Annotated in this window: 12 protein-coding genes; 9 read left to right on the forward strand and 3 right to left on the reverse strand. The window is 61.1% G+C overall.

Features of this window, described 5'->3' with window-relative positions; genetic code table 11:
- Positions 1-4: 4 nt before the first annotated feature.
- Complete coding sequence (locus JFV30_RS02135) at positions 5-1,324, reverse strand: ATP-binding protein (protein ID WP_201121662.1); 1,320 nt, start codon at positions 1,322-1,324, stop codon at positions 5-7.
- Entirely contained in the window at positions 1,321-2,031 is a 711-nt protein-coding gene (locus JFV30_RS02140; RefSeq protein ID WP_029616173.1) for a response regulator, read from the reverse strand. The genes JFV30_RS02135 and JFV30_RS02140 overlap by 4 nt, the downstream gene beginning before the upstream one ends.
- Positions 2,032-2,195: 164 nt before the next feature.
- Here JFV30_RS02140 and JFV30_RS02145 point away from each other — a divergent pair, with 164 nt between their 5' ends.
- From JFV30_RS02145 to JFV30_RS02160, 4 genes are all read left to right on the forward strand, one after another.
- Positions 2,196-2,984 carry an MlaA family lipoprotein gene (locus JFV30_RS02145; RefSeq protein WP_010176902.1) on the forward strand — a complete coding sequence of 263 codons (789 nt, stop codon included), beginning with the start codon at positions 2,196-2,198 and terminating at the stop codon, positions 2,982-2,984.
- Positions 2,974-3,219 (forward strand): hypothetical protein, encoded by a 246-nt coding sequence (locus JFV30_RS02150; RefSeq protein ID WP_201121664.1) that lies wholly within the window; start codon positions 2,974-2,976, stop codon positions 3,217-3,219. Before JFV30_RS02145 ends, JFV30_RS02150 begins: the two co-directional genes overlap by 11 nt.
- 137 nt (positions 3,220-3,356) lie before the next feature.
- The gene (locus tag JFV30_RS02155) at positions 3,357-5,276 is read left to right on the forward strand and encodes an alkaline phosphatase D family protein (protein ID WP_201121968.1); all 1,920 of its coding nucleotides are present in this window, start codon (positions 3,357-3,359) and stop codon (positions 5,274-5,276) included.
- Positions 5,277-5,414: 138 nt separating this feature from the next.
- Positions 5,415-6,428, forward strand: a complete 1,014-nt coding sequence (locus JFV30_RS02160; protein WP_201121666.1) for a sensor domain-containing diguanylate cyclase — start codon at positions 5,415-5,417, stop codon at positions 6,426-6,428.
- 4 nt (positions 6,429-6,432) lie between these two features.
- On the opposite strand, the gene JFV30_RS02165 is transcribed toward JFV30_RS02160, so the two are convergent.
- Positions 6,433-7,461 (reverse strand): amino acid ABC transporter substrate-binding protein, encoded by a 1,029-nt coding sequence (locus JFV30_RS02165; RefSeq protein ID WP_201121667.1) that lies wholly within the window; start codon positions 7,459-7,461, stop codon positions 6,433-6,435.
- A gap of 195 nt (positions 7,462-7,656) precedes the next feature.
- Here JFV30_RS02165 and JFV30_RS02170 point away from each other — a divergent pair, with 195 nt between their 5' ends.
- From JFV30_RS02170 to JFV30_RS02190, 5 genes are all read left to right on the forward strand, one after another.
- Complete coding sequence (locus JFV30_RS02170) at positions 7,657-8,523, forward strand: LysR substrate-binding domain-containing protein (protein ID WP_207201799.1); 867 nt, start codon at positions 7,657-7,659, stop codon at positions 8,521-8,523.
- A gap of 89 nt (positions 8,524-8,612) precedes the next feature.
- On the forward strand, positions 8,613-9,863 hold the full coding sequence (locus tag JFV30_RS02175; protein ID WP_201121668.1) for a 2-aminoadipate transaminase: 1,251 nt from the start codon (positions 8,613-8,615) through the stop codon (positions 9,861-9,863).
- Between the two features lie 283 nt (positions 9,864-10,146).
- On the forward strand, positions 10,147-11,484 hold the full coding sequence (locus JFV30_RS02180; RefSeq protein ID WP_201121669.1) for a carbohydrate porin: 1,338 nt from the start codon (positions 10,147-10,149) through the stop codon (positions 11,482-11,484).
- A 101-nt stretch (positions 11,485-11,585) separates the two neighbouring features.
- A complete protein-coding gene (locus JFV30_RS02185) occupies positions 11,586-14,003 on the forward strand; it encodes a glucose/quinate/shikimate family membrane-bound PQQ-dependent dehydrogenase (protein ID WP_201121670.1) in 2,418 nt (805 codons plus the stop codon).
- A gap of 210 nt (positions 14,004-14,213) precedes the next feature.
- Positions 14,214-15,071, forward strand: a complete 858-nt coding sequence (locus JFV30_RS02190; protein WP_201121671.1) for a 2OG-Fe(II) oxygenase — start codon at positions 14,214-14,216, stop codon at positions 15,069-15,071.
- The last annotated feature ends 21 nt before the right edge of the window (positions 15,072-15,092 follow it).

Consider the following 15,092-nt stretch of genomic DNA (forward strand, 5'->3'; position numbering starts at 1 on the left):
CCTCCTAAACCGGCAACACCACCACGGCGGCCAACCCGCCGCACGGGCGATTTTCCAAGGTCAGCGTCCCACCGTGTTCCAGCACAATCGCCCGTGCCGTGGAGAGCCCCAAACCGACACCGCCCGTACTTTTATTGCGTGAGCCCTCCAACCGGAAGAACGGCAGGAACACCTGTTCGTGCTGCTCCACCGGGATGCCGGGCCCACGGTCCAGCACCCGCACCGTCACCCTTCCAGGACTCTGTTGCAGTTCAACTTCCGGCGCCAGCCCATAGTGAATCGCGTTGTCCACAAGGTTGGTCATCACCCGTTTGAGCCCCAGCGGTCGGCCGAAATAAACCAGTCGCGGCGGGCCGTTGAAGGTGATGTCGATGGACTGGTCACGGTAGTCATCAATCAAGGTTTGCAGCAACTCGGCGAGGTCCAGTTGGGTGGCCTGCTCCAGGCGTGCATCGTCGCGGAAGAATTCCAGCGCGGTGTTGATCATCGCCTGCATCTCATCGACATCCCGGAACAGGCGGTGCTGCTGGTCGGCATCCTCGACGAATTCTCCCCGCAGGCGCAGGCGGGTCAGCGGCGCCCGCAGGTCATGGGAAATCGCGGCAAGCATCTGGGTACGGTCCTGGATGAAGTGCTGCAACTGCGCCTGCATGCCGTTGAACGCGAGGATCGCCTGGCGGATTTCGTGGGGGCCGACCGGTTCGATGGGCGGCGCACGAAAGTCGGCGCCGAAGCGCCGCACACCCTGGGCGAAATGTTGAAGCGGCCGAGCCAGGCGCCGGGTGGCGATCAGCGTGACCAACGCAGTGGAGACCAGCACCAGCATCAGCACCACCAGGCTTCGCGGGCCTTCCGCCAGGCCCCAACTGCGCGACGGTGCACTGAACATCAGCCAGGACTGGTCAACCAGTTGCACCACCAGCGCATAGTGCCCGCCGGGGCCTGGCCAGTCGGACGGTTCGTAGGCTTCCATTCGCCGTTCCGGTCCCTTGAGCAGTTGTTTGAACACCTGATCGGAATGAAAACCCGGGTCTTCCAGAATCGGCACATCAATGCCCCCACGGGTGGCCGACCAACTCACACTGAAACTGTCATCGCCCACGGCCTGCGTCAGCTGTGCTCGCTGTGATGGCTCTGCCGCCTCAATCATCCGCACGATCACCGCCACTTTTTCCAGCAGGCCGGTCTCACCCAGCGGCGGCCTGGCCCAAACGCCCGCCAGTTGCACAAACAGCGCGTTGAAGGCCAGCGCCGTGAGCATCGCAATCAGGATGGTCAGGGCGATCCAGCGGGCCACGGTGTCCCGGGGTTTGAAGCGACTCATGAGCGGGTCACGGCGACGGTGAACTGGTAACCACCGTTGCGCACCGTGCGAATCATCGCCGGGCGCTTGGTGTCAAACTCCAGCTTGCGTCGCAGGCGGCTGACTTGCACGTCGATGCTGCGGTCGAACGCGTCATGGCTATGACCCCGCGCCAGGTTGAGCAATTGCTCGCGGGTCAGCACCCGTTGCGGGTGCTCGACGAACACCAGCAACAGGTCAAACTCCCCGGACGACAACGGGATCATCACCTGATCCGGCGAGCGCAGCTCCCGGCGCGTCAGGTCCAGTTGCCAGCCGGCAAAGCGGATCAGCGGGCGCGAAGCGTCACCCAGGGTTGGCCGGTTTTCTCCGGCCCGGCGCAGTACTGCGCGCACCCGGGCGAGTAACTCACGGGCGTCGAAGGGCTTGCTCAAGTAATCGTCGGCGCCCATTTCCAGGCCCACCACGCGATCACTCAACTCGCCCATGGCGGTCAGCATGATCACCGGCGTTGCGTATTGCTGGCGCAGGCGTTGGCACAGCAACAGGCCGTTATCCCCCGGCAGCATCAGGTCGAGGATGATCAGGTCGGCAGGCGTACGCTCCATGGCCGCCCACAGTTCGGTGCCATTGGCGGCGGTCTCGACCGTGTAGCCATGTTGCAGAAAAAATTTCTTCAGCAGGGCGAGGACCTCAAGGTCATCGTCCACGATTAAAAGATGGCTCACCGGCGGGCATCACTTGGTCTTGTCGATGCGCCATCTAAAACCATTCGACGCGGCCCGTCATATATTTCAATCGTGCAATAAAGCGTCAACGGCGCAATAAAGCAGACATCTTTGCGCAAGCTGCGGCTGCCAGCATCGGCCTCCTTTTCCCGGAGACTGACCCTATGCGCTCGCTGACGTATCCCCAGCACCTGGCTCGCCAGGCCGTGTTGCTGCTGACCGTGTCTTACCTCACAGGCTGCGCGAGCCCGGCCAACGTGACGAGTACGACACGCTGCGCACAGGTTTCCTACCCGGTGTATGACCCCGCCGAGCCGGTCAACCGGGGCGTGTTCGCCTTCAACCGCGCCGTCGATGACTATGCCCTGGCGCCTGTGGCTCGTGGTTACCGATACCTGCCGGATTTTTTCCAGCAGGGTGTGCATAACTTCGCCAGCAACTTCAGCGAGCCCAAGGTATTTATCAACGACCTGCTGCAAGGCAACCCACGGCGTTCGATCAATACCCTGGGGCGCTTTGCGGTGAACACCACTGTGGGGATTGTCGGGCTGATCGATGTCTCGGACCCGCTGGGCATCCCTCGCCACACCGCCGACTTCGGCCAGACCTTTGGCGTGTGGGGGATTGGCAACGGGCCGATTGTCGAGCTGCCGTTGCTGGGCACCGGCAACAGCCGCGATGCGGCAGGCAAAGTCCTGAACTTCCTGGTGGCGCCGCTGGGCGACAGCGACACCGTGCAGACCCTGGGCACCATCAGCCTGGTGGGCGGTACCGTCGATACCCGGGCGTCGTTGCTGCCACTGACCGACAGCCTGCAAAAGTTGCCGGACTACTACAGCGCCCTGCGTAATGTGGTGGCCGAACACCGTGCGGCCTTTGTACTGGAAGGCAAGCAGGGAGCGACGTCGCCCCAGGCCGATAGTTGCGCACAGGGAGCCGGCGATGATTTCTGAGTCAGGCTCACTGGTTTTGCAACATCAGGTGCGTAAGCGTGGGGCCCACGCCCTGCTCTGCCGGGAAACCCGCCTGAGCCTGTCGTCGGAACAGGGCCGCCTGGTACTCAGACGCTACGTCGAACAGTACAGCCCGCAGGGCGTGCGCTGGGTTGAGCGGCAGCACAGCGTGGCGCTGGGCGAAGTACTGCGCTGGATGATCGCTGAAGGTGAAACCACAGCCAGCCGGTCATGATTTGAGATGAAAGGTTTATAGCCCGGGCTCGCAGGTGCCGGGTAATTTGCGGCTCGCCCGGGTATCGCGCCTTAACAAAACGCTGACATTCAATGCGTTACCTTTTCGGCCCAACCCTGCCCAGAGCCGTTGCCTTGATGCCGCACCCCGACACACTTCCCGCTGTACTCGCCGGCCCGTTGCTGCGACGCCTGGAACCCCGGCGCCTGGTGATGTGGCTGGTGGGAAGTCGCGCCCTGGCATTGACCCTGAGGCTGCAACCCGCCCACGGCGAGGCGTTCGACATCGAACTGGACGCCAGCCGCTGCCAGGTCGTGCCCGTCGGGCGCCAGGCGTTTATCCACCTGATCGACGTTGAACTGGCGCACGCCCTGCCCCAGGATGTGAGCATCGGCTACGACCTGCTGGTCGAGAGTGCCGGTATCGCCGAGTGGGCGCCCCATCTGCTGTACCCCGGCGCCCAAGGCCCGAACGTTGTCCTGCACAGCCGCATCCACCAGTTGGTACACGGTTCGTGTCGCAAACCCCACCACAGCGCCGACGAAGGGTTGTTGTGTGTCGACCGGCTGCTGGCCGAGTCGACCACGGTCGAAGACCGCCCGGCCCTGTTGATGATGAGCGGCGACCAGGTCTACGCCGACGATGTCGCGGGGCCGATGCTGAGGGCCATTCATGCGTTGATCAGCCGCCTCGGCCTGTTCGACGAACACCTCGACGGTGCCGTCGTCGACAACAGTGCAGCACTCTACGAGCACGCCGCCAGCTACTACCATCGGGCCGATCTGTTGCCCGCCCTGGAAAGCAACGAGACCCTGCGCGAGCGTTTTTTTGGCGGCGTGAAGAAGCCGATTTTTACCAGCAGCAGCGCCGACAACCACCTGGTGACCTTCGCCGAAGTCATGGCGATGTACCTGCTGGCCTGGTCACCCACACCGTGGCAACTGATCACCCCGCAAGCACCGCAACTGCGTGCCGAAGAGCACGTACGCTATGCACACGAGCAGGTGCAGATCGACAAGTTTCGTGACGGCCTGGGCGGCGTGGCCCGGGTGTTCGCTCACCTTTCCTGCCTGATGATATTCGATGATCACGACATCACCGACGACTGGAACCTCAGCGCCCAGTGGGAAGAAACCGCCTATGGCCACCCGTTCTCCAAGCGCATCATCGGCAACGCCCTGCTGGCCTACATGCTCTGCCAGGGCTGGGGCAACAACCCGGATGCGTTTGGCACCGTGTTGGGCGACACCCTGGCGCTGACTACGCAAGCCCATGGCAACTCTCTGGATGCCGTGGCCCAGGATGAACTGGTGGATGAACTGCTGAAGTTCCAGCACTGGCATTACGTGCTGCCCACCACACCCGCGCTGGTGGTGATCGACACCCGCACCCGACGCTGGCGCAGTGAATTCACCCTCAAGCAACCGTCCGGCCTGCTGGACTGGGAAGGCTTGAGCGAACTGCAACAGGAACTGCTGGATCACCCATCGGCAATCATCGTGTCGCCGGCACCGATCTTCGGCGTCAAGCTGATCGAGACCGTACAGAAAGCCTTCAGCTGGTGCGGCTACCCGCTGCTGGTGGACGCGGAAAACTGGATGGCCCACCGCGGCGCGGCACAGGTGATCCTCAACATCTTTCGCCACTCCCGCACCCCGGGTAACTACGTGATCCTGTCGGGGGACGTGCACTACTCGTTCGTCTACGAAGTGCTGATCCGCCACCGCAACGCGGGCCCGAAGATCTGGCAGATCACCAGCAGCGGCATCAAGAACGAATTCCCTCCGCGCCTGCTGGAATGGTTCGATCGCCTCAATCGCTGGCTCTATTCGCCGCGCTCCCCCCTGAACTGGCTGACTCGACGCCGTCCCATGCAGGTGGTGCCGCATATTCCGGAACACGCCGAAGCGGGTGAGCGGTTGTGGAATTCTGCCGGTATCGGGCAGGTGTTTTTTAATCAGCAAGGGCAGCCTGAGGCGATTTATCAGCACAATGCGAATGGGGCGCCACGGACGAGGATGGTGGCACCCAATAAAAGTCCGAGCCCTGGAAGGTAGTGGCTCATAGCCACCTTCCAGCCTAGACCAAAGCCCCCCTTCTAAGCGCCAAAGCGCCGTTGTACAGTACCGCCAGCCACGGAGTATCGGCGTCAACTTAGGCTGGCCATGGGGGCCAGTCCACGCAGGGAGTGCGCAATGGACGATACATCCGCCAGCGAACCGTCAAGGAAGGACTTTTGCGACCTTAACGCCGACATGCTGCACGCGATCATGGAGCTGGTCAGCGACGGGATCTGGGACTGGAACGCCAACACCGGGTTCGTCTACCGCAACCCCGGCTGGTACGAAATGCTCGGCTACGCCCATCATTCCCTGGAAAACAGCGTGTTTACCTGGGAAAACGTGATTCACCCCGAGGACTATCCGAATGTGATGGTGCTGTTTGATGACTACATCAACCGCCGCACCACTCACTATCAAGCCGAATATCGCTGCCGCAAGAAAGACGGCTCCTACCTGTGGATAGAAGACCGGGGCTACGTGATTGCACGTAACGATGATGGCTCGGTGGCCCGTATGCTCGGCGCCCACCGCAGCATCCAGGCACGCAAGCAGTCCATCGAACAGCTGGAGCGACGTAACCAATCCCTGGAAGCCCTGGTGGCCGAGCGCACGCGCGAGCTGTCGCGGGTCAATCAACAACTGCAGTTGCAACTGGATGAAAACCGCTCCCTGGCCGAACGCGACGCCCTGACCCGTGTGGCCAATCGTTACCGCCTGGAGCGGGCCCTGGTGGAAGAATGCGATCGGGCCCAACGGTTTCGCCTGCCGCTGTCGCTGATCGCCATGGACATTGATGACTTCAAACCCATCAACGATCAGCACGGCCATGCCGTCGGCGATGAAGCCCTGGTGCATGTGGTGGAATGCCTCGAAGCCTGCCTGCGTCCCGGCGACTTGCTGGCACGCTGGGGAGGCGATGAGTTTATGGTGATCGCCCCCAAAAGCACGCTGGAAACTGCCCGGGAACTGGCCGAGCAGTTGCGCACGGCACTCAAGGCGCTGCCCGCCGTGGGCGGTTTCAAGGTGACGTTGAGCCAGGGCGTGGTGGAACGGCGCACCGATGAGTCACCCACAAGCCTGATGGCCAGGGCCGATCAGGCGTTGTATCGCTCCAAGGCGGCGGGTAAGGACACTGTGTCTTCGTGACGCCTCAACGAACCGGCGGCGCGTACTGGATCCCGCCGTTGCTCCACAAGGCGTTCAGACCACGCTTGATCTTCAGCACGCTGCCCTGGCCGATATTGCGCTCGAACACTTCGCTGTAGTTGCCCACTTGCTTGACGATCTGCACCACCCAGTCCTTGCGCAGTTTCAGGTCCTTGCCGTAGTCACCGTCTGCACCCAGCAGGCGGGCGACGTCCGGGTTCTTGCTGGACTTGGCCTGCTCCTCGACGTTCTGCGAGGTGATGCCCATTTCCTCGGCATTGAGCATGGCGAACAGGGTCCACTTGACGATGCTGAACCACTCGTCATCGCCTTTACGTACCAGTGGCCCCAGGGGCTCCTTGGAAATGACTTCCGGCAATACGACGAACTCATCCGGGTGAGCCATCTTGATCCGCTGGGCATACAGGCCCGACTGGTCGGTGGTGAGCACGTCGCAGCGGCCGGCTTCGAGGCCCTTGGCGCTTTCGTCGGCGGTGTCGAAGGTGATCGGCGTGTACTTCAGGCCGTTGGAGCGGAAGTAGTCCGAGACGTTCAGCTCGGTGGTGGTACCGGCCTGGATGCAGATGGTCGCGCCGTCCAGGTCCTTGGCACTCTTCACGCCGAGTTTGGTGTTCACCAGAAACCCGATGCCGTCGTAGTAGGTTACGCCGGTGAACACCATGCCCATGCCGGCGTCGCGGGAACTGGTCCAGGTGGTGTTGCGGGAAATCAGGTCGATCTCGCCGGACTGCAACGCGGTGAAACGCTCCTTGGCGGTCAACTGGCTGAACTTCACTTTCGACGCATCACCGAACAGCGCGGCGGCGACGGCGTGGCACACATCCACATCGATGCCGGTCATCTTGCCATTGGCGTCCGGCACGCCGAAGCCCGGCAAGCCGTCGCTGACGCCGCACTGGATAAACCCTTTCTTCTGGATCGCGTCCAGGGTCGCCCCTGCGTGAGCGGTCCCGGCCAGGCCCAATACGGCGGCGGCGGTGAATGCCGCCAAAGTGGATTTCACGTTCTTCATTCAAGGCACTCCCTGTCGATCTTTATTATTCGGCGCCAAAAACCCGCGCCGGTTTATAGTGTTGCCGGTCAGTATCAACGGCTTTACACCTTGGCCACAAACGACGTTTAGGCTTAGGCTCCTTCCGATTTGGAATGAACTCGGCTATTTAAAAGGATCTGCGATCCCGTGATATCCAAACGCTTGACCCCTTCGATGACGGCCCTGCAGTGCTTCGAAGCCGCCGCCCGCCACCTGAGTTTCACCCGCGCCGCCGAAGAACTGCACCTGACCCAGAGTGCGGTGAGCAAGCAGGTGGCGCAGCTGGAAGAGATGCTCTGCCATCCGCTGTTCCAGCGGGTTCGCCAGCGTTTGTACCTGTCGCCGGCGGGCTCGCTGTACCTGGAAGAAGTGCGCAAGATCCTCAACCAGGTGGATATTTCCAGCCGCTACATCCTGACCTACGGTGGCGAGACCGAAGTGCTGCGGATCGCCACCCAGCCGACCTTCGGTGACCGCTGGCTGGTGCCCAAGCTCAAGGACTTTGCTGCGCGCCATCCCACTATCCACCTGGACGTGCGCAACGAACTGGAGCCCTTCGACGTGTTGCAGGCCAAGGCGGATATCGCGTTTTTCTTCGGCCAGGGATCGTGGCCGGGGGCGACCTGCATCGAGTTGTTTCGCGAAGCCGTGGTGCCGGTGTGCGCACCCGGGTTTGTCGCCGCCGGCAGCGACGCCTCCTCCCGCCACACGTTGCTGCAATGCACCTCGCGTCCCGAGGCCTGGCACGCATGGTTTCTGGAACAGGGCCTGCACTCGCAAAACAGTTACCACGGGCCGCGTTTTGACACGTTCTACATGTGCATCCGCGCGGCGCAATCAGGGTATGGCGTGGCGCTGGTGCCGCAGTACCTGGTGGCCGAGGAATTGGCGAACGGCAGCCTGATGATCCCCTGGGACTACACGATGCCCAGTGCCGGTGCGCACTTTATCGCCCACGCCGAACATGCCGGGGAGATCCCGAAAGTGAAGGCGTTTTTGAACTGGATGGTGGAGTACGCCACAGCACATCCCGACTTTTAATAATGACCCGGCGACTTTATTTCGTTTGCGGGGCGAGGCGGCTCACGGCTTAGATAAAAGGACGCATCCCCTTCTTGAGTCCCGGATCCATGAGCCGCGAAACCATCAGCCAGTCGATTTCCATCGTCCACCCCATCAGCCTCAGCCATGGCAAGAACGCCGAAGTCTGGGACACCACCGGCAAGCGCTTCATCGATTTCATCGGCGGCATCGGCGTGCTCAACCTGGGCCACTGCAACCCGCGTGTGGTCGAGGCGATTCTCGAGCAGGCGACAAAGCTCACCCACTACGCCTTCAACGCTGTGCCTCACGCGCCGTACATCGAACTGATGGACCGCCTCACTGCCTTCATCCCGGTGGATTACCCGGTCAGCGGCATGCTCACCAACAGTGGTGCGGAAGCCGCGGAAAACGCCTTGAAAATCGTTCGGGGCGCCACGGGCCGCACCGCTGTGATTGCGTTTGACGGTGCGTTTCACGGGCGCACACTGGCCACCTTGAACCTCAATGGCAAGGTCGCGCCCTACAAGCAGAAAGTCGGCGTGCTACCGGGGCCGGTGTTCCATCTGCCCTACCCCAGCCGCGACAACGGCGTGACCTGCAGCGAAGCACTCAAGGCGATGGACCGGCTGTTCAGCGTCGAAATCGACGTCAACGATGTGGCGTGTTTCATTATCGAGCCGGTGCAGGGTGAAGGCGGCTTCCTGACCCTGGACGTGGAATTCGCCCAGGCCCTGCGACGCTTCTGCGACGAAAAAAACATCCTGCTGATTGCCGATGAAATCCAGTCCGGCTTCGGCCGTACCGGCGAGCGTTTTGCCTTCTCTCGCCTGGGCATCGAGCCGGACCTGATCCTGTTGGGCAAAAGCATCGCTGGCGGCGTACCGCTGGGCGCGGTGGTCGGGCGCAAATCGTTGCTCGACAACCTGCCCAAAGGCGGCCTGGGCGGCACCTACTCCGGCAACCCGATCGCCTGCGCGGCGGCGTTGGCCACCCTGGATGAAATGACTGACGAGCACCTGCAAAATTGGGGCGCGCAACAGGAAGAAGCCATCGTCAGCCGATATGAAGCGTGGCGTTCGAAAAAACTCTCCCCGTATCTCGGTCGATTGACGGGTGTCGGTGCCATGCGCGGCATCGAGCTGGCCAATGCCGACGGCAGCCCGGCGCCACAACAACTCACCCAACTGCTGGCCCTCGCTCGCGACGCGGGTTTGCTGCTGATGCCCAGTGGCAAATCGCGGCACATCATTCGGCTGCTGGCGCCGTTGACCATTGAGGCGGCAGTGCTGGAGGAAGGGCTGGATATTCTTGAGAGTTGTTTGGTGAAGTTGGCTTAGCAACCAAAAAGCCCGGCAGGGAGCCGGGCTTCAAACGCGAGCCGATGAACAGTTTGATACCAAATCCAACGACCCAGCCCACTATTACCAAATCCGAAAGAATCCATCTTCCGTTTAGCCCTTTCTCTCCCCGCGTCAGGGCATTATCCTTGTCAGTAACAAACTGAAACGTTTCATCATTTTCATCCAACCATCGACTGCCCGCGTCCAGCGCCTTTGTGCGAACGCGCCAGGCCGCTGTTTGCGTTTCAAAACCATAAAATATTAAGACCCCATTTTGCCTATGCCTGCTTTCCAAAATCTGCGCCTGTGCGCTGCGCTGCTGCCTTTCAGTCTGGCCACCTGTGCCCAGGCTGCACCTGCCTTTGACGCTGAATCACCGTGGATGCTGGGTGATTTCGGCGGCACTCGGACAGCGCTGTCTCAACAGGGCTACGACTTCAAGTTTGACTACACCGGCGAGATGGGCAGCAACCTGCACGGCGGCTCAAACCATGACCGCACCGCACGCTACAGCGATCAGTTCGGCCTGGGCACGCACCTGGACCTGCAGAAAATCCTCGGCTGGCACGACGCCGAATTCCAGTTGACGGTGACCGAGCGCAGCGGCAACAACATCACCAATGACCGGGTCAACGATCCACGTGTGGGCGGGTTCACCTCGTCCCAGGAAGTCTGGGGCCGCGGCCAGACCTGGCGCCTGACGCAGATGTGGTACCAGCAGAAATTCTTCGACCAGAAGCTCGACATCAAGGCCGGCCGTTTTGGCGAAGGCGAAGACTTCAACAGCTTCCCCTGCGACTTCCAGAACCTGGCGTTCTGCGGCTCGCAGGTCGGCAACTGGGTGGGCAGCATCTGGTACAACTGGCCGGTGAGCCAGTGGGCACTGCGGGTCAAATATCACCTGACGCCCGAGCTTTACGCCCAGGTCGGCGCCTATGAACAGAACCCGTCCAACCTGGATCGCGGCAATGGCTTCAAGCTCAGTGGCAGCGGCACCCAGGGCACCCTGCTCCCGGTTGAACTGGTGTGGACCCCCACGCTCAACGGGCTGCCCGGCGAATACCGCGCCGGTTACTACTACAGCAGCGCCAAGGCCAGCGATGTCTATAAAGACCGCAACGACCAGCCGGCGGCCCTCAGCGGCGAAGCCTACCGCAGCGCCTCCAGCAAGCACGGGGTGTGGCTGGGCGTGCAGCAGCAAGTCACCAGCCTGGCCAGCGACCACTCGCGGGGCCTGAGCGTGTTCGCCAACGGCACGATGCACGACAAGAAAACCAACGCTGTGGATAACTACGTGCAGGCCGGCGTGGTCTACAAGGGCCTGTTCGACGCCCGCGCGAAGGACGATATCGGCTTTGCCGTGGCCCGGGTGCACGTCAACCCGGCCTATCGCAAGAACGCCGAGGCCAGCAACCAGGCCCGCGCCGTCTTCGACTTCGATGACCCGGCCTACCTGCCCCTGCAACACACCGAATACAGCGCCGAACTCTATTACGGCGTGCACGTCACGAACTGGCTGACGGTGCGCCCGAACCTGCAATACATCCGTCATCCCGGGGCCGTGGCCCAGGTGGATGACGCGCTGATCGGCGGGATCAAGCTGCAAAGTTCCTTCTGATTTCTGAATAAACCTTATTTGCCCTGAACCATGCCTGCGCCGGAACGTCATCTACAGTGAACTGTGCGCAATCAATTCAAAACGTAACGGAGAACCACACTATGAGCACTGATGGTGCTTCAAGTCCAAGTCGCCTGCTGCCCAGGCTGCTGGGGATCTTGCTGCTGATAATGGGCCTGGCCTTGTTGGCCGGGGGGATCAAGCTGAGCATGCTCGGCGGGTCGCTGTATTACCTGCTGGCCGGTCTCGGCATCACCGTTACAGGCCTGTTGCTGCTGGCGACACGCCGCGCGGCGCTGGGCTTGTACGCACTGGTGCTGTTTGCCAGCACCGTCTGGGCGCTGTGGGAAGTCGGCCTGGACTGGTGGCAACTGGTGCCGCGCCTGGCCCTGCTGTTCGCCCTCGGCATCGTCATGCTGCTCCCGTGGTTCCGCCGTCCTTTGCTGCGTGGCCAAGCCGCGCCGCTGGGCACTGGCGCCCTGAGCGTTGCTGTCGTGCTGGCAGGCGCCGCTGCCTTGGCCAGCCAATTCACCGACCCGGGTGCACTGGTCAAGAAAGGCCAACTGGACCGCGACGCGGTACCGGGCATGGCGAGCGCTGCTCCCGCCCAGGCTGATGGTGACTGGAACTCCTATGGCCGTTCGGCCTTTGGTGATCGCTACTCGCCTCTGGCGCAGATCACCCCGGAAAACGCCCACAAGCTGGTGCCCGCCTGGACGTACCGTACGGGCGACATTCCTGGCCCAGGCGATCCCGGTGAAACCACCGCGGAAAACACCCCGCTGAAAGTCAACGGCATGCTCTACGTGTGTACCCCGCACAGCCAGGTGATTGCCCTGGACCCGGACACCGGCAAGGAAATCTGGCGTTTCGACCCGAAGATCAGCAGCGAAGGGGCTGCCAACTTCAAGGGTTGGGCGCACATGACCTGCCGTGGCGTGTCGTATCACGATGACGCGGTCTACGCTTCCGAGCAGAGCCCAACTGGCAGCGCCAGCCCGGCTGCCGCGCCGAATGCCTGCCCGAAACGCATCTTCGTACCGACCGCCGACACCCGTCTGATCGCCCTGAATGCCGACACCGGCAAGATGTGCGAAGACTTCGGTGACAAAGGCCAGATCGACCTGCGTGCCAACATCGGCACCTTCGCCCCGGGCGGTTACTACTCCACCTCGCCACCGGCCGTCACCAAGAACCTGGTGGTGATCGGCGGTCACGTCACCGACAACGTCTCCACCGACGAGCCTAGCGGCGTGATCCGCGCGTTCGACGTGCACACCGGCAAGCTGGTGTGGAACTGGGACAGCGGCAACCCGGACGACACCACCCCGTTGGCCGAGGGCAAGACCTACACCCGCAACTCGCCAAACATGTGGTCGATGTTCGCGGTCGACGAAAAACTCGGCATGCTCTACCTGCCGATGGGTAACCAGATGCCCGACCAGTACGGCGGCGACCGGACTCCGGACTCCGAGAAGTACAGCGCCGGCCTCACCGCCCTGGACATCGACAGCGGCCACGTGAAGTGGACCTTCCAGTTCACTCACCATGACCTGTGGGACATGGACGTGGGCGGCCAGCCTTCGCTGGTCGACATCAAGACCGCTGAAGGCGTGAAACAAGCGGTAATGGCGTCGACCAAGCAGGGCAGCATCTATGTGATCGACCGTTCGAACGGTCAGCCTGTAGTGCCGATCAATGAAATCCCTGTACCGCAAGGCGCAGTGGCCGGCGATCACACCGCACCGACCCAACCGAAATCCGACCTGAACTTCATGCCACCGCCCCTCAAGGAGCGTGACATGTGGGGCGTGACGCCGTTCGACCAGATGCTGTGCCGGATTGACTTCAAATCCATGCGCTACGACGGTCCGTTCACTCCGCCATCGCTGCAAGGTTCGATCGTTTACCCGGGTAACTTCGGTGTGTTCGACTGGGGCGGCATCTCCGTCGACCCGGTTCGCCAGATTGCCTTCGTGAACCCGAGCTACATGGCGTTCAAATCGAAACTGATCCCGGCCGCCGATATTGCCAAGCAAGGTCCGCGTGTCAGCGAAACCGAAGGCGTGCAGCCAAACAAAGGCGCGCCATACGGTGTGATCCTCGAAGCCATGCTGTCGCCACTGGGCCTGCCGTGCCAGGCGCCGGCGTGGGGTTATGTGGCCGCGGTCGACCTGACCAACCACCAGACCATCTGGATGCACAAAAACGGTACCGTGCGTGACAGCTCGCCGGTTCCGATTCCACTGACCATGGGCGTACCAAGCCTGGGCGGGACCTTCACCACCGCCGGTGGCGTGTCCTTCCTCAGCGGTACCCTTGACCAGTACCTGCGTGCCTACGACGTGAAAAACGGCAAGCAGTTGTGGGAAGGCCGCCTTCCAGCAGGCGCGCAAACCACACCGATGACCTACACCGGCAAGGACGGCAAGCAGTACGTGCTGGTCATGGCTGGCGGTCATGGTTCCCTGGGCACCAAGCAGGGTGACTATGTGATGGCGTTCAAACTGCCGGATTAAGTAAAACCGGCGGTAAGAAAAAGGCGGCTACCTCATGGGTAGCCGCCTTTTTTTATGTGGGTAATAAAGTAAAGCGAGACGGCCTATGCACTTAAATAAACACTAAGAAAAGTCCTATACCACCCTCCAAATATTTCACTCTACTTTAGTACCGGGCAAATCCCGTTAAATTAAACGTTACCCGCAATATTCAACATGGAGTTATTCATTATGACGGACCTGAACAACAGCGAACTAACGCCCGCCGCATTGCAAATCAAAACACCTGCCATCTTAGAGCTCACACAACTCGACGCAGCCAGCTTAAAAAGACTCATCACGGGTGAAGTACTCGCCATTCGAATAGCTGATTTTGCGAATGAACAAACCAGCGCAGTATTAAATAAATATATAGACGAAACGGCGATTCTTCAGGAGTACAACCACGAAATCTATGAGAGCGGGAAAGTTGTCCAGCAATTCTATGGTGTCCATCGCTGGGGAACACCGTTCAACTCTACCTACGGCAAGAGCGCAGGCAGTGACGCCCAACAGCAATACTATGCCGACGCAGCCCATATGCGCGGCTTGATCGACAGCCTATGCGCCCCGCAGAAGCCGCCCATCCACCTGCTGATGGAGCACCTGCAGCAGGTTTGGCCAGAAGGTGCGACCACCGCCGCATTCCAGGGCCAGCCTATGTTCTGCGGTATTATCCGCGCCATGTTCCCGGAGACAGCTCACCTCTCGGAAACCGTGCCCCATGTTGATTGCCTGCCTATTTCCATTGCCAAACTGGAACATCAATTCAGCGCCAACATTTACATTGATACTCCACCTTCGGGAGGAGAGTTGATCATCTGGGATACCGAAGCGTTTGCCTACGAAGACGTCGAGCGCTTTGAAGGCGCACTACTTCCCGAAGACCGTTTGCAAAAGCCACTGCACATCCAGCCGCGAAAAAACGAACTGATCATCATCAATACCCGCCGTCCTCACGCCATTTGCGGATTCGACTCAGGCAAACGCATCAGTATCCAATCGTTTATCGGCTATACCACTGGTGAGCCGTTTTACTTCTGGTGCTAACGCCCTTATTTCTTTTCCTGA

This window comes from Pseudomonas sp. TH32 (assembly GCF_016650855.1).
Classification (GTDB): domain Bacteria; phylum Pseudomonadota; class Gammaproteobacteria; order Pseudomonadales; family Pseudomonadaceae; genus Aquipseudomonas.

What these genes read in the sequence shown, in the direction of transcription:
- JFV30_RS02135 (WP_201121662.1), bottom strand. Translation starts at nt 1,324, where the DNA reads ATGAGTCGCTTCAAACCCCGGGACACCGTGGCCCGCTGGATCGCCCTG.
- JFV30_RS02145 (WP_010176902.1), top strand. Translation starts at nt 2,196, where the DNA reads ATGCGCTCGCTGACGTATCCCCAGCACCTGGCTCGCCAGGCCGTGTTG.
- JFV30_RS02150 (WP_201121664.1), top strand. Translation starts at nt 2,974, where the DNA reads ATGATTTCTGAGTCAGGCTCACTGGTTTTGCAACATCAGGTGCGTAAG.
- JFV30_RS02155 (WP_201121968.1), top strand. Translation starts at nt 3,357, where the DNA reads ATGCCGCACCCCGACACACTTCCCGCTGTACTCGCCGGCCCGTTGCTG.
- JFV30_RS02160 (WP_201121666.1), top strand. Translation starts at nt 5,415, where the DNA reads ATGGACGATACATCCGCCAGCGAACCGTCAAGGAAGGACTTTTGCGAC.
- JFV30_RS02165 (WP_201121667.1), bottom strand. Translation starts at nt 7,461, where the DNA reads ATGAAGAACGTGAAATCCACTTTGGCGGCATTCACCGCCGCCGCCGTA.
- JFV30_RS02170 (WP_207201799.1), top strand. Translation starts at nt 7,657, where the DNA reads ATGACGGCCCTGCAGTGCTTCGAAGCCGCCGCCCGCCACCTGAGTTTC.
- JFV30_RS02175 (WP_201121668.1), top strand. Translation starts at nt 8,613, where the DNA reads ATGAGCCGCGAAACCATCAGCCAGTCGATTTCCATCGTCCACCCCATC.
- JFV30_RS02180 (WP_201121669.1), top strand. Translation starts at nt 10,147, where the DNA reads ATGCCTGCTTTCCAAAATCTGCGCCTGTGCGCTGCGCTGCTGCCTTTC.
- JFV30_RS02185 (WP_201121670.1), top strand. Translation starts at nt 11,586, where the DNA reads ATGAGCACTGATGGTGCTTCAAGTCCAAGTCGCCTGCTGCCCAGGCTG.
- JFV30_RS02190 (WP_201121671.1), top strand. Translation starts at nt 14,214, where the DNA reads ATGACGGACCTGAACAACAGCGAACTAACGCCCGCCGCATTGCAAATC.